Annotated in this window: 16 protein-coding genes; 8 read left to right on the top strand and 8 right to left on the bottom strand. The window is 66.2% G+C overall.

Going from position 1 to position 17,798, the window contains the following annotated elements; genetic code table 11:
• Positions 1 to 48 precede the first annotated feature (48 nt).
• Positions 49 to 1,044, top strand: coding sequence for a hypothetical protein (locus JVX90_RS01245; RefSeq protein ID WP_205330682.1), 996 nt, complete (start codon positions 49 to 51; stop codon positions 1,042 to 1,044).
• Positions 1,045 to 1,295: 251 nt separating this feature from the next.
• Positions 1,296 to 2,207 (top strand): SGNH/GDSL hydrolase family protein, encoded by a 912-nt coding sequence (locus JVX90_RS01250; protein ID WP_240194003.1) that lies wholly within the window; start codon positions 1,296 to 1,298, stop codon positions 2,205 to 2,207.
• Positions 2,208 to 2,264: 57 nt separating this feature from the next.
• On the opposite strand, the gene JVX90_RS01255 is transcribed toward JVX90_RS01250, so the two are convergent.
• Positions 2,265 to 3,773: an HNH endonuclease signature motif containing protein gene (locus JVX90_RS01255; RefSeq protein ID WP_205330683.1), complete on the bottom strand. Its 1,509-nt coding sequence runs from the start codon at positions 3,771 to 3,773 to the stop codon at positions 2,265 to 2,267.
• A gap of 168 nt (positions 3,774 to 3,941) precedes the next feature.
• Entirely contained in the window at positions 3,942 to 5,474 is a 1,533-nt protein-coding gene (locus tag JVX90_RS01260) for an acyltransferase (protein ID WP_205330684.1), read from the bottom strand.
• 192 nt (positions 5,475 to 5,666) lie between these two features.
• On the opposite strand from JVX90_RS01260, the gene JVX90_RS01265 reads away from it, so the two are divergent.
• From JVX90_RS01265 to JVX90_RS01280, 4 genes are all read left to right on the top strand, one after another.
• Entirely contained in the window at positions 5,667 to 6,707 is a 1,041-nt protein-coding gene (locus JVX90_RS01265) for an alpha/beta hydrolase family protein (RefSeq protein ID WP_205332218.1), read from the top strand.
• Positions 6,708 to 6,963: 256 nt separating this feature from the next.
• The gene (locus tag JVX90_RS01270; RefSeq protein WP_205330685.1) at positions 6,964 to 7,911 is read left to right on the top strand and encodes an alpha/beta hydrolase; all 948 of its coding nucleotides are present in this window, start codon (positions 6,964 to 6,966) and stop codon (positions 7,909 to 7,911) included.
• A gap of 66 nt (positions 7,912 to 7,977) precedes the next feature.
• Positions 7,978 to 8,790, top strand: coding sequence for a mycofactocin-coupled SDR family oxidoreductase (locus JVX90_RS01275; protein ID WP_240194004.1), 813 nt, complete (start codon positions 7,978 to 7,980; stop codon positions 8,788 to 8,790).
• Position 8,791: 1 nt separating this feature from the next.
• Positions 8,792 to 9,625, top strand: a complete 834-nt coding sequence (locus JVX90_RS01280; RefSeq protein ID WP_205330686.1) for a mycofactocin-coupled SDR family oxidoreductase — start codon at positions 8,792 to 8,794, stop codon at positions 9,623 to 9,625.
• A gap of 160 nt (positions 9,626 to 9,785) precedes the next feature.
• Here JVX90_RS01280 and JVX90_RS01285 read toward each other — a convergent pair whose 3' ends face one another.
• From JVX90_RS01285 to JVX90_RS01310, 6 genes are read right to left on the bottom strand one after another with little or no spacing between them, the layout of a single operon-like run.
• Entirely contained in the window at positions 9,786 to 10,643 is an 858-nt protein-coding gene (locus JVX90_RS01285) for an alpha/beta fold hydrolase (RefSeq protein ID WP_205330687.1), read from the bottom strand.
• Between the two features lie 30 nt (positions 10,644 to 10,673).
• On the bottom strand, positions 10,674 to 10,931 hold the full coding sequence (locus JVX90_RS01290; protein ID WP_205330688.1) for a hypothetical protein: 258 nt from the start codon (positions 10,929 to 10,931) through the stop codon (positions 10,674 to 10,676).
• Between the two features lie 18 nt (positions 10,932 to 10,949).
• The gene (locus JVX90_RS01295; RefSeq protein WP_205330689.1) at positions 10,950 to 11,318 is read right to left on the bottom strand and encodes an SgcJ/EcaC family oxidoreductase; all 369 of its coding nucleotides are present in this window, start codon (positions 11,316 to 11,318) and stop codon (positions 10,950 to 10,952) included.
• A gap of 28 nt (positions 11,319 to 11,346) precedes the next feature.
• Positions 11,347 to 11,856 (bottom strand): VOC family protein, encoded by a 510-nt coding sequence (locus JVX90_RS01300; protein WP_205330690.1) that lies wholly within the window; start codon positions 11,854 to 11,856, stop codon positions 11,347 to 11,349.
• Positions 11,853 to 13,529: an FAD-dependent oxidoreductase gene (locus JVX90_RS01305; RefSeq protein ID WP_205330691.1), complete on the bottom strand. Its 1,677-nt coding sequence runs from the start codon at positions 13,527 to 13,529 to the stop codon at positions 11,853 to 11,855. The genes JVX90_RS01300 and JVX90_RS01305 overlap by 4 nt, the downstream gene beginning before the upstream one ends.
• Positions 13,526 to 15,079 (bottom strand): FAD-binding protein, encoded by a 1,554-nt coding sequence (locus JVX90_RS01310; protein WP_205330692.1) that lies wholly within the window; start codon positions 15,077 to 15,079, stop codon positions 13,526 to 13,528. The genes JVX90_RS01305 and JVX90_RS01310 overlap by 4 nt, the downstream gene beginning before the upstream one ends.
• Positions 15,080 to 15,279: 200 nt before the next feature.
• On the opposite strand from JVX90_RS01310, the gene JVX90_RS01315 reads away from it, so the two are divergent.
• Both JVX90_RS01315 and JVX90_RS01320 read left to right on the top strand, forming a co-directional pair.
• Positions 15,280 to 16,890 (top strand): NAD(P)/FAD-dependent oxidoreductase, encoded by a 1,611-nt coding sequence (locus JVX90_RS01315; protein ID WP_205330693.1) that lies wholly within the window; start codon positions 15,280 to 15,282, stop codon positions 16,888 to 16,890.
• A 152-nt stretch (positions 16,891 to 17,042) separates the two neighbouring features.
• Positions 17,043 to 17,753, top strand: a complete 711-nt coding sequence (locus JVX90_RS01320; protein ID WP_205330694.1) for a PadR family transcriptional regulator — start codon at positions 17,043 to 17,045, stop codon at positions 17,751 to 17,753.
• Positions 17,754 to 17,798: the final 45 nt, after the last annotated feature.

A 17,798-nucleotide genomic window follows, 5' to 3' on the forward strand; every position in this document is an offset into this window, starting at 1 on the left:
GCGCACCCCTGTCGGGTGCATGATTCGTCACTACGTCGGGGAGATTCCATGACTTACGGTCCGCCCAACCCGCAGTATCCTGCGGGACCGAATCCTCAGCAGCCGGGACCTCCACCGTTCGGCGTGGCCCCAGTGAAGGCTTCGCCGGTCCAGGCGATCCTTGCGCCGACCGCCGCGCCGAATCAGAAGAGCTTGATCGTTGGGGCCGCGGCAGCCGTCATCGGCTTGCTGCTTGTCGTGTTCAGCTTCCTCACGTGGGCGTCGATCTCAGTCAATCAATCGAACTCGCTCGGCGGCGAATCGATGACGGTGAAGATTGAGATGTCGATCAGCGGCCTCGGCGATGCGGATGTCTCGACTGATGTTGACCTTCCCGGATCGTTGCCGGACTCCGTCAAGGACGAGATCCTCAAGTCTGCGCCCACCGCTGACGAACTGAACAGTGACGAGGACGGCCCCGGCAAGCCCGGCGTGTGGATGATCGTTTTCGGTGTCCTCCTGATCGCAGGCGGAGTACTCGTCGTCATCCGCAAGTTCCCCGGCATCGGTGCTGTGATCGCGGCTGTCGCGGGTGTCGCTGCGACCATCACCGCGATCGTGTTCGTCGCTGACCCGATCGGTGCGTTCGGTGGCACGATGAATGACACACCGGCCGGTGCCGGTGTCGACAGCGGAGCGTCGTACGGTCTGTGGCTGACGTTGTTGGCCTCGCTCGCGGCCCTCGCGGTGGGAGCCCTGGCAGTCTTGCTGACAGTGGCGCCTGAGAAGTTCGGTGGATCGCGAGCCGGTGCTATGTTCACCGGCCCGGCTGCGCCTGGTGGTGCTCCTGGCTTCGCACAGGCCGGACCTGCGCAGCCAGGTCCGGTACCGCCTGGTGCTCCGAACCTCGGCCAGCCGAACTACGGGCAGCAGCTGGGCCAGCCGCAGGGCGGTTTCCCACCGGTGCCGCCGCAGGGTGCTCCGGGGCAGCAGTATCCGGGGCAGCAGCCGCCGCAGGGCTACGGCCCGCCGCCGCAGGGCTACGGCCCGCCGCCGCAGCACTGACGTCATCTTCCAGAAGAGGGTCCGACCGCATCGGTCGGGCCCTCTTCGCTTCTTCCGGCGCCCCGAGCGGTCCGATGAGGCGAGTTACATCAGGAATGGCGTCAATGTCCGATCGGCGACGCTGGGCGCTCACACACAGGTGCCTAGGGGTCGAGTGAACGGCGCGGCCGCCTCGATGCGCGGCAAACATCACACACTCGGTCGTGTCGACGTTCGGCAACTTCACAGGTTCTCATGGGAAACTAGCCGTCATGTCCTCGTCTCGATTCCAGCTGTCGCGCGTCATGATCGTCATCGTTGCGATGGCGCTTGTGGCGGGTCTCGGCGTGGCGATCGCGACTTCCCGGGACGCTCACAGCGGTGCCTCGACAACGCCGACGATGGCTGCAGCACATCCGAAGGCAGAGCTGCCGAAGTACGTGGCGATGGGAAGTTCGTTCGCTTCGGGGCCGTCGTCCAACAAGCGTGGCGTCAACAACTGTGGACGCAGCGACGACAATTACCCGAGTCGTGTCGCCGAGACCATGCATTACCGGCTGATGGACGTGACCTGCGCCGGATCGACGACGTCAGAGATTCTGGAGCCGTCTAAGCGGTATCACAAGCCGGCCCAGATCAACGCCGTCACAGCAGACACGTCTCTTGTCACGATCACGAGCGGCGGCAACGATGTCGGCTACATCGGCCGCCTCGGCGTGCAGAGTTGCGTGAACCTGGCGATGTCGGGCCTGACGCCGGTGCACTGCAATGCGTCACGAATTCCGTCACCGGCACCGACACCCGCTGACTTCGCGACGGTGGAACAGAACCTGATCGCCATCGCGCGGGAAGTTCACAAGCGCGCACCCAAGGCACGGATCGTGTTCGTCGACTACCTGCCTGTCGTATCTGCTGCCGACATCGTCTGCCCGGGACTGCCGCTCGCCCCGTGGGAGGTCCTCGAGGCCAGCGTCGTGGCCGATACTCTCGCGGGAGTCACGGCTCGCGCAGCGCGTGCGACCGGTTCTACCCTCGTGCAGGCGTCACAGGCAGGTAAGGCGCACACCGTGTGCTCGCCCGAGCCGTGGCTGCAGGGTTTCCCCGGCCGCCCGCCGTACCATCCGACAACCGCTGGCAAGGCCGGCGTCGCGAAGCTCGTCGAAGACGCTCTCCGTCCGCGCTAGTTCTCGGGCCTCGTTCCACGTGAGCTTTAGGTATGGCGGTGTCCCCGCTTGACCAGCTCAGGCGGGGTACCGGACCACGTCGGCCCCTGGTGGGGCCGGCGGTCCCGGCGGGGGTGCCGGGATTCGGCACGAGAGCCATTTCTCCACCGCCGACCCGGACTTGGTGGCCCGGATCGCCGGGAGGAGTTTCTCCGGTTGGAGGGAGTGGTTGACTGTCCACGGCTGGTTGGAGCCGGTGGGTCGCCATCCGACCCGGCCTTTGAAGGGGCCGGTGGTGAGGATGGTGGTTTCCCATCCGCCGGGCTTGGTGGAGACGCTGCGGTTATGCCTGCCGCAGGCCCCGCCCAGATGATTGATGTCGGTGGGTCCGCCGTCGTGCCAGTCGGGCATGTGGTGGGCTTGGGTGCGTGACCACGGGGTGGTGCAGCCGGGTGCGGTGCACCCGCGGTCCCTGCCGAACAACGCGAGTCTCTGGGCCAGTGACGCCAGGCGGCGGCCACGCCCGAAGTGCAAAATCTGCGAGGACTGGCCTTCGAAGACTTCGAGCCATGGGGTGGCGTCGGCTGCGATGTCGACCAGATCGGTGACCGGGAGGCGCGTGCCGGTCGCGGTGACCGCGACACCTGCCCGGTTTTCGAGGTCTTCGAGCGATGCGGTGACCACCAAATGTGAGGGGAGGGCGACGGAGTCGCCGAGGGCGCCGTTGGCGAGGAGGTGGTCGAGCATTGCTTCGAGTGCGTCATGGTTGCGCTGGGACTGCGACCGGACATCCCGTTCGCGGGCGGCGGAGAGTGCCTCGGCGTCGGCGCCGTAGGCGGCGCCGCGGGGTGATTCGGGGTCGTCGGGGTTGTTCATCCCGGGTTCTGCCCAGAGGGTGAGGATTGCTTCGAGCTTGGCTCGAAGCGCCGGCGACAGTTGTGCCCGGATCTTGGACATCAGGCGCTTGTCCTGCGGTTGGATCGCGAATCCGCGGGTCCGGGCGCGGTCGGCGTCGTCAGTCAGGGAGCCGTCGGGGTCGAGGTGAGCCAGGATGCGGCGTCCGACTTCGCGGGTGCCCTCCGGGGTCAGTTGGCGGGACAGTTCGGCGAGCTCGGCCTCGGCACGGGCCTTGTCGTCTGCCGGGATGGCGGCGGGGATCTCCTCGATCACGGCGACGATCTCGTTGACGTGGTCGACCGAGAGGTCGCCGTCGGCGACCGCGGCTGCGGTGGCCGGCAGTGTCGGGTCGAGTTGGTCGCCGGAGTAGTTGTACATCGGGGCTAGCGCCAACGCCGCGGCCAGACGGCGCTTGCTCGCGCCGATGCCCAGGCGCAGCGCGGAGGTCAGGTACTTGCCCGGCGTCTGGGCACCTGCTTTGCGGTACGCGCCGCGCGTGGCCACCTCGGCGAAGAGGCGGGCGCCGATGCCGTCGGACCGACGGTTCGAACGCTCGAACACGTCGGACATGTGCAGCACGTCGTCGTCGGTCATCGGGGTCAGCGACACCGACGACAACTTCACGGCCACCGCGTCCTGCAGGCGGGCGAGTTCAAGAGGCGAATCGGGTAGATCGAAGGTACTGGTCATGGCGTTCGCCTCCCTCCAATGGGCCTCGGAGCGTGTCCGGTTTTGCTGTTATCTCCAGTGTAGGCTATTGTGGCAAAAATCATAGTGCTCTCGTCAATTAGTTCGATCAGATGTCAAAAGCAACGCCCGGCGACAATGTCGCCGGGCGTTGATGTGAGGGTCGAGCTGTCAGTCCTTCTTGTCGATAACGCTTGCGGAGGTCTCGTCGTCGACGGGGATGTCGGTGACGGGATCGTCGATCTCATCCACCTGCGACGGTGCCGGCTCAGCAAGTGCCGCGGAGTGATCGGCTGCGCGCTCTTCGCGAGTCTCAGACAACTGTCTGGTGGCGACAACGGCGGCCGACCATAGGAGCAGAACGCCGATAGCGGCGATGAGTGAACCGATCGACGTGTCGGCCCACTCGCGGAGTGCGGCCCCGACGGCGATTGCGCCAATCGCGACAGCTGCGGACTTGGCCGGTGTCTGCTTGCGCCAGTCTTCGCGTTCGCGACCGGTGGTCACCAGGCTCACCGGGCTGCGGCGTAGCACTTCGGCGAGGAAAACGGTCAAGATCAGCGTGATGACGTACGTGATCAAGATGTTCATGCCCAGCGACAAGTTGTCCCACCGGCGGGTGGTCGACATGACCTCTGACAGCACGATGACGTGACCGAGGTAGATCGCGAACGAGCGGTCCGAACCCTTGCGGAGAATCGTGTCGGCCAGCGATCCCGGGCGGCGTCGTGCCTGCCACGCCATTCCGCCGATGAAGAGGATGCAGATCACCGACAGGAAGAGGAACGCATTGTGCAGCATGAATACGTTCGTCGCGCGGAACATCTCTTCGGTGCCTGCGGCCGGGTCGGGCATGTCGACTGCGCCGTTCGCCTTGCCCTTGAAGTACACGAGCGTTGCGATGATCGTCGCCGAGGCTGCGCCGACTATGTAGAAGCGGTACTTCTGCATGAAGCCGGTGAAGGCTTCGAAGTGGTACGCGGCGAGGCAGCCGGCAAAAATGAAGAACTGGTACGGCAGGATTGTGATCGGCAAGTACCGCCACAGTGTGCCGAGCGGTGTGTCTTCGAAGAGTGACGAGACATCGAGGCCGAGGAACGACTTCGGGTAGTCGCGGACCATCTGGAACATGAACCACGCCTGGATTGCTGCGCTCAGAGCCAGCAGATAGCGGTGGTAGCCCCAGGTCCGCTTGATGACCCACAGGACCGCAGGGAACACGACGTAGATCTGCATGCTCACCGAGAGGAAGTACAGGTGGTACGCGGCGTGACCGGTGATGAGGTCGTACGCGAAGCTCTTGATCGCGAGTCGGATCGTGTGACTGTCGTCGAAGATCGCGAAGACGTTGTCGACGCCGCCGTTCTGGTAGTGCTTGTTCAACCAGTAGAACAGCGACCACACAAGGAACGGCAGGCCGATCAGCTTGAAACGACGACGCCAGAACGTCGGGGCGTGGAGATCACGGTTCCGGTACTGGTAGGTCAGAACGAACCCGGTCAACGCGAAGAAGCAGTACCGGGTGTACCGCAGGATCAGGCCGGCCCCCTGGGCGATGATCGCCGTGTACGGCGCCATGCCCAGGATCACGTGGTCGAGGATCACTCCCGCGAACGTCACCAGTCGAACGAAGTCGATCTGATAGAGGTGGCGGTCCTTCTTCGCAGGCTTCTTCTCTGGAGTGCCTGTTTCGGTGTCTGACATGTCGCGTTGAAGTCCGTCTCGTCTGGCGTGGCGCCTCTGCGGGCGCGGTTCTGGCTTGTTGGAACGTTACTAGTTGCCCTCGCCAACTCCCGCATTGAAACCCACCCCAGAGCTGTTCTGTCGTTTCCTGTGAGCGCGTCAACGCGCTAGAATCTGTGACAGTTGTTTCGCATGAGGCTAATGGGGTGGATGATGCGACGGTCTGTTGTACGAGGAGCGGTAGCGCTGACGGTGCTGGCGGTGGCCTGCGCAGGAACCGGCGTCGCGTCGGCCGAACCGGCGGTCACGCCGTCGTCGACTGCGCCAGCGACCGCGCAACTGCCGTCGCGGATCGTGACGAAGGCCGTCGTCGCAGGGCAGGAGACGCTGCTCGAGGTGTACTCGGCGTCGATGGGGCGAGTCATTCCCCTCACTGTCCTTCGCCCTAAGGACACGTCTCGTCCGGCACCCGTCCTCTACCTCTTGAACGGCGCGGGCGGAGGCGAGGACTCGGCGACGTGGAAGGCGAAGACCGACTACCAGAAATTCTTCGCGGACAAGCACGTCAACGTCGTGACCCCGAACAGCGGGGCGTTCTCCTATTACACCGACTGGCAGAAGGACGATCCGGTACTCGGGCGGAACAAGTGGCAGACGTTCCTCACGCAGGAACTCCCTCCGCTTGTAGACGAGGCGTTCAACACGACCGGTGCGGATGCGATCGCGGGCATCTCGATGGCGGGCACGTCGGTGTTCAACCTCGCGATCGCCGCGCCGAAGTTGTACCGCTCCGTCGCCGCGTTCAGTGGTTGCGCGCGAACGAGTGATCCGCTCGGCCAGGCGTACATCCGGACCGTTGTCGGCGACCGCGGCCGCGGCGACATCACCAACATGTGGGGACCGCTCGACGGCCCCGGTTGGAAGGACAACGATCCCTTCCTCCACGCGGACAAGTTGAAGGGCGTCAAGGTCTACATGACCACCGGCACCGGACTGCCCGGTCGGTACGACGTCCCGAACGCACGCCTCATCGACGGGAACCCGGCGACGCTGATCGATCAGGTGCTGATGGGTGGAGTCATCGAAGCGGTCGTCGACAGCTGCACACAGCAGATGCAGCAGGCGCTCGTCGCGAACGGCGTCGACTCGACCCTCACCGTCCGGCCGACCGGGACCCACTCATGGGAGTACTGGGAGCGTGAGCTCCACAGCACCTGGCCTGCGCTTGCTCGGGATCTCGCAGCGCAGGAGTAACTCAGGAGTAACCGCAGACTTGTGAGGGTCGGCGCACTCTGCAGCGTCGTGTGCGCTGGTCCCCAGATCGAGGCGTCTTCAGGTCGGCGGGACGTTTCGCCGCCGACTCGGGGAGCATTCCACGCCGCTGGACTCGCAAGAGAGTGCGGAGTTGCTCGGGAGCTTCGCGCGGATCTGATCCCGCTGGGCGGGAGCGGGCGTCGAGGTTGGCCTTTCCGCCGCGTTAGCGTGCGGTGACCGCCGACGAGGAGACGACATGGGCACACGCCGAACCGACCTGCATCCCGACGTTGAGGAGATGCTCGCACGACTCGACGAAGGGTTTCCGACGGTGTCGCAGATGACGGGCGCCGAGGCCCGCGCCGCGATCGAAGCACGCCGCGGACCCCGCGTCACCGAACCCGATCTCGCGTCACTGACCGACCTGTCGATCGACGGACCGGGCGGACCGCTCGCGCTCCGCGTCTACGTCCCGCATCGGCAGGAGCGGACCGGAGCGCTGCCCGTCATCGTGTTCGCGCACGGCGGCGGCTTCGTGTTCTGCAATCTCGACACTCACGACGAGTTCTGCCGGGCGATGGCGCACAACACCGAGACCGTTGTCGTGTCCGTCGACTATCGGCTCGCACCGGAGAATCCAGCCCCCGCCGCGATGGAGGACATGTATGCCGCCGTCGAGTGGGCTGCGGCGTCGATCGGCGAGTTCGGAGGCGACCCGTCCTGCATCGCCGTCGCCGGAGACAGTGCCGGAGGAAACCTGTCGGCGACAGTCAGCATCGCGGCCCGCGACCGGGGCGGGCCGCGGATCGCCGGCCAGATCCTCATCTACCCGGTGCTCGGGGAGGGCTCGGGAACCGCGTCGTACACGGAGTACGCCAAGGGCTACTACAACGACGTTGCGTCGCTCGAGTGGTACTGGAACAACTACGCTCCCGCCGGGCGTGACTCGTCGCTTGTGGACCCGACCCGGGCGTCCTCGCACCAAGGGTTGCCGCCAGCGGTGATCGCTCCAGCCGAACTCGACGCCTTGTGCGACTCCGCCGAGGAGTACGCGGACACACTCCGCGCTGCGGGAGTCCCCGTCGCCTTCCATCGCTTCGACGGACTGTTCCACGGCGTCCTGACGTTCGCGCAGTTCTCACTCACTCCCGCCGCTCGCGCACAGATGTGGGCGCTTGTCCGAGGCCTGCCCGGCTTCGCCTGACACCTTAGGTTCCGCTGATCGGGACGGACACCCATTCGGGTGCCCGTCCCGATTTACATTCGGCGAATGACCTCATCAACAAAACGAATGGACGGAAAGGTCGTGCTCGTGACGGGCGCGGCGAGCGGCATGGGCCGGGCCCATGCGGTCCGGCTGGCGCAGGAGGGTGCGGAGATCGTCGCGCTCGACCTTCCCGCCGCGGACGAGGGCCTTGCCGAGACAGCCGATCTCATCGCAGGTGTCGGCGGCCGCTGCACCCTCGGGCACGCCGATGTGACCTCGCAGGACAGCGTTCGGGACGCCGTCGAACACGCCATCGGCGCTGACGGACGGCTGCACGCGGTAGTGGCGAACGCCGGGATCTACCCGACAGCGGGCCTGTCGTGGGAACTCGACGACACGGACTGGCAGCGGCCGATCGACGTCAACCTCACGGGCGTGTGGAACACCGTCAAGGTGACGCTGCCGCACCTGAAGTCGGGAGCGTCCATCGTCATCATCAGTTCCGTCAACGGGCACAAGGGCGGCGCACGGGTGGCGCACTACTCCGCGGGCAAACACGCGGTGGTCGGACTCATGCGGACGCTCGCCAACGAACTCGGCGCCTCCGGAATCCGAGTGAACACGGTGAACCCCGGCTCGGTCGCGACGCCGATGATCCTCAACGACGAGGTGTTCGCCAAACTGCGTCCCGACCTCGACAATCCCACCCTCGACGACGCGGCGCGCGAACTCGGCGGCCGAAACCTGCTGCCGGTGCCGTGGGTGGACGCCGAAGACGTGAGCAACGCAGTCCTCTTCCTCGCATGCGACGAGTCCCGCTACGTGACGGGAACCCAGATCGTCGTCGACGCGGGCCTGACCCAGAAAGTGATCTGACATGAGTGGACGTCTAGAAGGAAAGGTCGCGCTGATCACCGGCGCGGCACGCGGCATTGGACGCGCGCAGGCGGTGCGCTTCGCGCAGGAGGGCGCCGACGTGATCGGCGTCGACCTGTGCGGTCCCGTCGACACGGTCTCCATCCCGCATGCGACGCGCGACGACCTCGCTGAGACCGCGGCGGCTGTCCGCGCGGAGGGACGACGGTTCGTCGAGGGCGTCGTCGATGTCCGCGACGGCACCGCCTTGCGCGCTGCCGTCGACGCCGGCGTCGCCGAACTCGGCGGGCTCGACACCGTGTGCGCGACCGCGGGAATCACGTCGCGCGGCATGACGTCGGAGATGACCGACGATCAATGGCGCACCATGATCGACGTCAACCTGACCGGCGTCTGGCAGACGACGAAGGCCGCCGTGCCGCACCTGATCACGCGGGGTGGCGGATCGATCACGTTGATCAGTTCCATCGCAGGTCTGCGCGGACTGTACGGAGTCGGCCATTACGTGGCGGCCAAGCACGGTGTGGTCGGTCTGATGCGCTCACTTGCGCAGGAGACGGCCGAGTATGGGATCCGAGTGAACACCGTGCATCCGACCAACGTGAACACGCCGATGATCCGGAACGACGTCGTCGCTCGCGGGTTCCGGCCCGACCTCGACCGGAGTCCCACCGAGGAAGAGTTCGCGGCATCGGCCAGGACGATGAACATGCTCGACATCCCGTGGATCGAGCCGGTCGACGTCGCCAACGCATGCCTGTTCCTGGCCTCCGATGAGGCCCGCTACATCACCGCGGTGACTCTCCCCGTCGACGCGGGCAGCACTCAGCGGTGAGGTCACGGCCTTTCGGCTCGTTTCGCGGATCCTGAGCGAAGCGCAGCGAGACGAAGGGCGGTCAAGGAGCAGTAGGAAGCTCGGAGCAGTGAAAACTCCGCTCGAGGAACGCACGTTCCTCGAGCGGAGTTCGCTTCTGCGTCGAAAGGTCAGTTACTGATCAGGACTCGAGCAGGAAGCCCATCACGGTGCGTTCGAATGCCGCTTTTGCCTCGATCATCGCCCAGTGTCCGCAGTTCGGGAACACGTGGAGCTCGGCGTCGGGGATGGTGCGCATCGGCACGAGGGCCATGTCGAGTGGGCTCACACGATCGTCTCGACCCCAGGTCAGAAGGGTCTTCGCCGACACTTTGTGCATCATCGCCCATTGCGGGGGCGCGTCCGAGGCGTTCATCGCCTGGATCATCGCGGCGAACGCGGCCTTGCCGTACATGCGGCGCGCGCTCTCCAGCGTGCCGGGTTCGGTCGCGAGCGCCCAGCGCTCCTCGATGAGCTGGTCCGTGACGACAGCTGGGTCGTAGACCATCGAATGCAGCCACTGGATCAGGCCCTCGCGGGTGGGGTTCTCAGTGAACTCCTGCAGGAGCTTGATGCCCTCACCGGGACCCGGGCTGAAGATGTTCCGCCCGATGCCGCCGATGGTGACGAGCCGTCGGATGCGGCCCGGGTTCGCGATGTCGTAGCCGATGCCGACGCCTCCGCCCATCGAATTGCCGACGACGTCGAACGTGTCCAACCCGAGCGCATCGACGAACGCGCCGAGCGCCGCTCCGGCGGTGACCATGGGATGGCCGCCCCAGTCGTCACTCACGCCGAAGCCGGGGAACTCGAGGACGAGGCACCGGAAGTGCTCGCCGAACAGGCCGAGGTTGCCGCGGTAGTTGCGCCAGCCGGTCACGCCGGGGCCCGAGCCGTGCAGCAGCACGAGGGGAGGGCCGTCGCCGTACTCGTGATAGCGCAGCACACCCTGAGGCGTCTGCAGTTCACGAAGAGTGGCGTCGTAGTCGACGTCCGTCATGTTTCTACTCCTGAAGTGGATGTTCTGGTGTCAGCCGATGAGGCCGGGTACGGGCTCCCGACGGAGGTCGGCGGTGCCGAGCCTGCCGTCGCGGACGGCCCCCTCGATGGCGTCGCGCAAGGCGATGCACGTGGGGATGTTCTGAGTCTTCTCGCCGCGCGCCACCCGCTCTGCGAACTCGTGGCATGCGTTCTGCGAATCGTCGAGCCACTGCACGCTCGTGTGCGTCGGGCTGAACTTCTCAACCAGGACCCTATTTGTGCAGGTCCCGCAACTTATCTCGTGCATGTTTCACACCTTCTCTGCTCAGGCGACGGTCATGTCGGACGGCGCCCAGAAGGCACGCATCGACGTGATGAGGCCGTCGGCGTCGAACGTCATGACGTCGATCGGTTCGACGACGTACTTCGCATCGCCTGCGGTCGTGACGACGCGGAATGCGAATGCGGCCTGCAGTCCGCAGACACGCGCGGTCAGCAGCTCTGTGGTGAGTTCGGCGCCTGCGAGGCCGCCGTAGAACTCGGCGATCGCGTCGCGGCCACGCCGGACGTCGGAGCCGACCGGGTCTTCGAGGGTGGCGTCGGGTGCGTAGAGCGCGGCGACGGCCGCAGCGTCGCCGGTGGCGACGGTGTCCAGGTAGGTGCGGATGGTGGCGTGGATGTCGGGTTCGGACATGTGGCTCTCCTGTGTGGTTGGGCTTGGGTCAGCCGAGTTCACGGACGGGATCGGTCCCGTCCCAGTGGCGGGCGGCGGCGACGCCCGCGGCGATCAGTTCGCGCATCATGCCGCCCTCGATGTACTCCACGACCAGACCCGGCTGGTCAGCGGATTCCAGGTAGGCGACGCGTGTCATCTCGTTGCCTGCGCGGAACAGGACGGACAGTCCGCTGCGTTCCGCGGCGGCGATGGAGGCGTCGAGGTCGTCGGTGATCCAGGCGACGTGGTGGAGCCCGAGCAGGGGAGACCCGTCGTCATCGGCGTACGGAGAAGGGGTCGACGACGTGATCTGCATCAGCTCGACCTGCAGCTCGCCGCTGTAGCCCATCGCGACGTTCATCGTCACTGTTGTGGTCTCACCGCGAAACTCGCCGTCGAGTGTGACGTTGCGGAACACTGTCCACGGTCCGATTCCGGTGGTCCGGATCCAGTGTTCGACGGCAGCGTCGAGATCGTCGACGACGTATCCGTTCTGGACGATGTTTCCGGTGGTCATTCGGAGACCGCCGGCTGTGCGGTCCGCTGCTCGGCGGGCTTGTCGGCGGCGTGATTGGCTGCGATCCACCCGAATGTCATCGCGGGTCCGATCGTGGCGCCGGGGCCCGCGTATTCGTTGCCCATCACCGCGGCGGATGTGTTGCCGACGGCGTACAGGCCGTCGATGATCGAGCCGTCTGCACGCGTGACCTGTGCGTTCTCGTCATAGACGAGGCCACCCTTGGTGCCGAGATCCCCGACCCGCATGCGCATCGCGTAGTACGGCGCACGATCGACCGAGTCGAGCACGGGATGTGGGAGCGAGGGGTCGCCGTAGTACCGGTCGTACGCGCTGTCGCCCCGGCCGAAGTCGTCGTCGTGACCGCGGTCGGCGAGTTCGTTGATGCGGGTCACCTCGGCGCCCAGACCCTCCGGGTCGACGCCGATCGACTGTGCGAGTTCGGTGACGGTGTCGGCGGCGTGGATGAGGCCGTCCTCGATCCACGACGCCGGGAACTTCTGGCCGGGCATGATGCCGCCGACCGGGTAGCGGTTCTTCGCCCGCGAGTCGAAGACGAACCACGCGTCGACGTGTCCGCCTTCGAGCTGCGCGTGAGTGAACGTGACGTACGGGGACGCCTCGTTGGTGAATCGACGGCCGGAGGTGTCGACGATCAGCGAGCGGGGGATCGACCTCTCGGCGACCAAGACCTGCATCACGCCGTTCGGAAGCTGCATCGACGGCATCCACCAGGCGTCGTCCATCAGATCGACTGCGGCGCCGACCGCCTGCCCCGCGCGGATTCCGTCTCCGGTGTTGTCCTTCGACGCCGCACTGTAGTTCGGCCCGGCTCCGTCGGGGAGGTACTGATCGCGCATCTCCTGGTTGTGTTCAAACCCGCCGGTCGCGAGGATCACGCCACGACGTGCGGTGAGGGTTAGACGAGAGCCGTCGCGCGTCACCTCGACACCCGTGACGGCTCCGGTCTCATCGGTGACGAGAGACTCCATCGGAGTGCTCAACCACAAGGGGATGTGGGCGTCCTTGACCGCCAGCCGCAGTCGGGCCGCAAGCGCCCGACCGAGCGTCTCCATGCGGGCTTTGCGGGCTACGGCGATGACGGCGGCGACGCCGGTCTTCAGCGCCTGCCGCCTCGCCTTCCACGTGCGCGTCACCATGTTGAGCTGCACGAAATCCTTCTGCGTGATGTACAGCCCCGGGGGAGTGGCGAGGGCCGCCGAACGCAGTAGGTCGGCGTCCTCGCCGAGTGCCCGGATGTCGAACGGCAGCGGCTCCACCGAACGACCTTCGGGCCTGCCGCCGGGATTCTCCGGGTGGTAGTCGCTATAGCCGGTGCACCACTGGAACTTCAGGTGCGGACTGCGGTCGAGGAAGGCCATCATCTTCGGGCCTTCGTCGATGAACGCGTCGAGATTCGCCGACGGGACGTGATCTCCGACGATGGAGTCGAGGTAGCCGCGCACGCTCTCCCGGCTGTCGACGATGCCGATGCGCTCCAGTTGGGGGCTGTTCGGGATCCACACGCCGCCGCCCGACAGCGCCGTGCTGCCGCCGTAGACGTCGGCCTTCTCGATGATGAGCGTCGACAGACCCCGGTCCGCGGCGGCCAAGGCCGCAGTCAGTCCGCCCGCACCACTGCCGACGACGATGACGTCGTATTCGGTCTTCATGCCGAAACCTCCTGCTTCGCGTCGGCCATCGCACGAACGGCCAGGTGGCTGAACAGCATCGACGTGCCGATGGGGTTGCCGCCACCGGGGTAGACGGTGCCGCTGGGCGCGGCCATCGTGTTGCCCGCCGCGTACAGGCCCTTGATCGCGGAACCGTCGGCGCGGAGCACGTTGCCCGTGACGTCGGTTGTGAGCCCGCCCTTCGTCCCCAGGTCAGAGACGCCGAACGCCGCAGCGTGGAACGGCCCCTGGTCCACAGTCACCAGAGGCGGTTCGCCGCCGGAGAAGGCTCGGTCGTAGGCCTCGTCGCCGCGCCCGAAGTCGGGATCGACACCGGTCGGGACGTGGCCGTTGTACTTCTCGACGGTGGCGACGAGAGCATCAGCGGGGACGCCGATCTTCGCGGCGAGCTCCTCAAGGGTGTCCGCCGTGTGCCACAGGCCCGCGTCGACGTACTCCTGGGTGGGTGAGAACGACACGTTCGGCGCCTTGCACGGCGGCACCACGCCCTCCTTGTCGTCGTAGATCATCCAGAACGGGAGCGTCACCTCGCCGGCGGCCATCTGATCGAGGACGTCGCGGCCGAGGCGATCGTACGGCGCGGACTCGTTCACAAAACGTTCGCCGTTCTGGTTGACGAAGATGCCGCCGGTGAACCACAGCGCGAACGCCGACCGGCCGTCCGGGTGCGTCAGACCGGGTGACCACCACGCCTGATCCATGAGGTCGGTGTCTGCACCAGCGGCGATGCCGGCCCGGTGGGCCTGTCCGGTGTTGGTCGCCGGACCCATCGTGTCGCGGGCGACGCCGGGCACACCGTACTCGGCGCGCATGGTGTCGTTGCTCTCGAACCCGCCGGTCGCGAGCAGCACGCCGCGGCGAGCGCGGATCGCCTCACGCTTTCCGTCGCGCTCGACGATCACGCCGGTCACTTCGCCGTTCTCGGTCACGAGGTCGACGAGAGCCGTGTTGAGCTGCAGCGTCGCGTTGTGGCGGGGTTCGAGAGCCATCAGGAAGCGGGCGACCAGAGCGCGTCCGCCGATGTAGTAGTCGGGGGTCGGAGCCCCGAGCCGGTCGACATCGAGCGGCCCGCGCACCACGTCTTTGTAGGCAGGTGCATCGGAGACGGGGAACGGCGTCGGCATCGTGTGGCGCTGCCCGTCGAGGCGGGCTTTCGGCGCCTTGCCGAAGTAGTCGGGCCACGGCAGCATCTCGAACTTCAGGTTGTCGTCCTGTTCGAGGTAGTCGATGAGCGGCGCGCCGCCGCGGACGTAGGTCTCCTGAAGGTCGGCCGGGGTGCGGTCGCCGACCACCGATCGGTAGTAGGTGAGGGCGTCGTCGATCGTGTCGTCGGTTCCCGCCCGCATCAACACTGGATTGCACGGGAACCACACGCCTCCGCCTCCCGAGTAGGCGGTGGTTCCGCCGAATTTGTCGGACGCCTCCACCAGGAGGACCGACAGGCCCTCACGCGCGGCCGTGTAGGCGCCGCACATGCCGCCGCCTCCCGATCCGGCCACGATCACGTCGTACTCCTGCGTCCAGTCCACGCTCAACGGTCCACTCCTGACTCATGACGAAAATGTCGTTCGACGCCGACGTTAAGCCGCACGGCTACACCGGAGGCCGCGGATTCCCGGTGACCGGGACGTACCGGTGAGCGGGAACGACGCTGTCGTCTCGGCGGTGAGGGTCCTAGCGTCGTGGCTGTTGATCGGGGAAGTCCCGGCACAGTGACGAGAGGCGCAGCGTGAGTGAGACTGTGGAGTCCGTAGACGTCGACGTGGTGGTTGTCGGTGCAGGTTTCGGTGGGCTGTACGCTCTGCACCGCCTGCGTTCGGACGGCAAGAGCGTCCGGCTCTTCGAGGCGGGCGGCGGCATCGGCGGCGTCTGGTACTGGAACCGTTACCCCGGCGCACGCTGCGACGTCGAGAGCGTCGACTATTCGTACTCGTTCGACGAGGACCTCCAGCAGGAGTGGGACTGGAGTGAGAAGTACGCGACCCAGCCCGAGATCCTCCGATACGTCGATCACGTCGCGACACGTTTTGACCTGTACCGCGATATCAGCCTCAACACCAGGGTGGAGCAGATCGCCCTCGATGAGGACACGCTGACGTGGACGGTGGAGACCGACACCGGTGAGACTGTGACCGCTCGGTGGGTCGTCCTGGCACTCGGGCCGCTGTCGAACTCGAACATCCCCGCCATCGACGGGATCAACGACTTCGCCGGGCCTGTTCTGCACACGGGACGCTGGCCGCACGAAGAAGTCGACTTCACCGGGCAGCGTGTCGGTGTCATCGGAACCGGATCGTCCGGAATACAGTCGATTCCCGAGATCGCCAAACAGGCCGATCACCTCACGGTGTTCCAGCGCACCGCAAACTACAGCATCCCCGCCGGGAACCGCCCGCTGTCGGACGCGGATCGCGCCGCGCAGAAGGCCGACTACGCGGAGCGGCGTCGACTGTCGATGGCCAGCGGCGGCGGCTCGCCCCACATGGCGTTCCCCAAGAACACGCTCGAGGCCACCGATCAGGAGCGGCAGTCCGCGTACGAGGAACGTTGGGAGTTGGGCGGCGTGCTGTTCAGCAAGACGTTCCCCGACCAGCTGACGTCCCTCGAAGCCAACGGTCCCGCCCGCGAGTTCTGGGAGTCGAAGGTCCGCGCGGTGATCGACGACCCCGATGTCGCGGCCGACCTGATCCCGTCGGATCATCCGATCGGCACCAAGCGGATCTGCACCGACAGCGGCTACTTCGAGACGTACAACCGCGACAACGTCGAACTGGTGAACCTGCGGAAGGCCCCCATCGAACGGATCGACGCGACGGGTGTGGTCACCGCCGACGGACGGCATCACGACCTCGATGCGCTCGTCCTTGCAACCGGCTTCGACGCGATGACCGGCTCGGTCGCCAAGATCAACATCGTCGGACGCGGCGGTCGGACCTTGAACGACGAGTGGGCTGCCGGGCCACGCACATATCTCGGGCTCGGCATCTCCGGGTTCCCGAACCTGTTCAACCTGACCGGGCCCGGCAGTCCGTCGGTGTTGGCGAACATGGTGCTGCACTCGGAACTGCACGTCGACTGGATCTCCGACGCGATCGCTCATGTCGACGAGGCCGGTGCCGCGGGCTTCGAAGCCCGCGCCGAGGCGGTCGACGAGTGGGTCGCCGAGTGCAGGCGTCGCGCCGAGGGGTCGCTCATGGTGCAGGCCAATTCCTGGTATCTCGGGGCCAACATCCCCGGTCGTCCGCGAGTGTTCATGCCGTTCGTCGGCGGGTTCGGAGCGTACGGCGACATCATCGCGAAAGTCGCAGCAAACGACTACGACGGCTTCCAACTCCTCTGACCAATGTGAGACTGTTCGTCCCCTAAACTCGGCACCCGCCGCCGCTCGATGCGGTCGACGGGTGCCGAAGTCGTCTGCAAGCTGGGACGACGGGCCTCCCGGTCACTGGTTGCAGCCACGAGCGCGCGTCGCTGCGTTGTTACGATTGGGAAGTGCAGGATGAATCCGACGGCGAGAGCCGGCCTCTCCCCGACATTCCGCCAACCGGGTGGGCGGTCCTCGGTTTGCTCAGCTCCAACGAGAGCGGATCAGGCTACGACGTGAAGAAGTGGGCCGACTGGTCGATCGGCCACTTCTACTGGAGCCCGTCGTTCAGCCAGGTGTACAGCGAGATGAAGCGCCTCGAGAAGCTGGGCTTGGCGAGGTCGTGGACGGAGAAGAGCGCAGGCGAGCGGTCGCGTCGGTTGTACGCGGTCACTGAGGAAGGTCACCGAGCGCTCGAAGCGTGGGTGATGACGGGGCCGGTAGACCTGCCGATTCTGAAGCACCCGGTCCTGATGCGCATCTGGCTCGGGCACCTGAGCTCTCCGGACCGTCTGAAGGCGATTCTGACCGATTACATGGATCAGCTTCGTGACCTGATCAAGACGGCCGAGAACGACGGCGAGTTGGCGACGATCGAGCCCTCGTGGGCGTATCCGAGGCTTGCGCTTCGCTGGGCGCATCGGCACTACCAGGCGGAACTGGAACTGGCGCAGGACCTCTACGGCGAGATCGACGCGACGTACGAGGCGTTGACGCCTGCGCTCGATGAGAACGGGCGCCTCATTCCGCCTGCCCCGGACCGCTGGCGTGAGGTGGACGCGATGGCACGAGCCGCCGCAGAGGCCTCGACATCGACGAACGACGCCGCCCCCGAGTGATCGGGAGCGGCGTCGGATTGATCTGATCGAATACGGGCCGTCGCG

Origin of the sequence: Gordonia sp. PDNC005, from assembly GCF_016919385.1 — a bacterium.
In the GTDB taxonomy this organism is placed as follows: Bacteria; Actinomycetota; Actinomycetes; order Mycobacteriales; family Mycobacteriaceae; genus Gordonia.

What these genes read in the sequence shown, in the direction of transcription:
- JVX90_RS01245 (WP_205330682.1), top strand. Translation starts at nt 49, where the DNA reads ATGACTTACGGTCCGCCCAACCCGCAGTATCCTGCGGGACCGAATCCT.
- JVX90_RS01250 (WP_240194003.1), top strand. Translation starts at nt 1,296, where the DNA reads ATGTCCTCGTCTCGATTCCAGCTGTCGCGCGTCATGATCGTCATCGTT.
- JVX90_RS01255 (WP_205330683.1), bottom strand. Translation starts at nt 3,773, where the DNA reads ATGACCAGTACCTTCGATCTACCCGATTCGCCTCTTGAACTCGCCCGC.
- JVX90_RS01260 (WP_205330684.1), bottom strand. Translation starts at nt 5,474, where the DNA reads ATGTCAGACACCGAAACAGGCACTCCAGAGAAGAAGCCTGCGAAGAAG.
- JVX90_RS01265 (WP_205332218.1), top strand. Translation starts at nt 5,667, where the DNA reads ATGCGACGGTCTGTTGTACGAGGAGCGGTAGCGCTGACGGTGCTGGCG.
- JVX90_RS01270 (WP_205330685.1), top strand. Translation starts at nt 6,964, where the DNA reads ATGGGCACACGCCGAACCGACCTGCATCCCGACGTTGAGGAGATGCTC.
- JVX90_RS01275 (WP_240194004.1), top strand. Translation starts at nt 7,978, where the DNA reads ATGACCTCATCAACAAAACGAATGGACGGAAAGGTCGTGCTCGTGACG.
- JVX90_RS01280 (WP_205330686.1), top strand. Translation starts at nt 8,792, where the DNA reads ATGAGTGGACGTCTAGAAGGAAAGGTCGCGCTGATCACCGGCGCGGCA.
- JVX90_RS01285 (WP_205330687.1), bottom strand. Translation starts at nt 10,643, where the DNA reads ATGACGGACGTCGACTACGACGCCACTCTTCGTGAACTGCAGACGCCT.
- JVX90_RS01290 (WP_205330688.1), bottom strand. Translation starts at nt 10,931, where the DNA reads ATGCACGAGATAAGTTGCGGGACCTGCACAAATAGGGTCCTGGTTGAG.
- JVX90_RS01295 (WP_205330689.1), bottom strand. Translation starts at nt 11,318, where the DNA reads ATGTCCGAACCCGACATCCACGCCACCATCCGCACCTACCTGGACACC.
- JVX90_RS01300 (WP_205330690.1), bottom strand. Translation starts at nt 11,856, where the DNA reads ATGACCACCGGAAACATCGTCCAGAACGGATACGTCGTCGACGATCTC.
- JVX90_RS01305 (WP_205330691.1), bottom strand. Translation starts at nt 13,529, where the DNA reads ATGAAGACCGAATACGACGTCATCGTCGTCGGCAGTGGTGCGGGCGGA.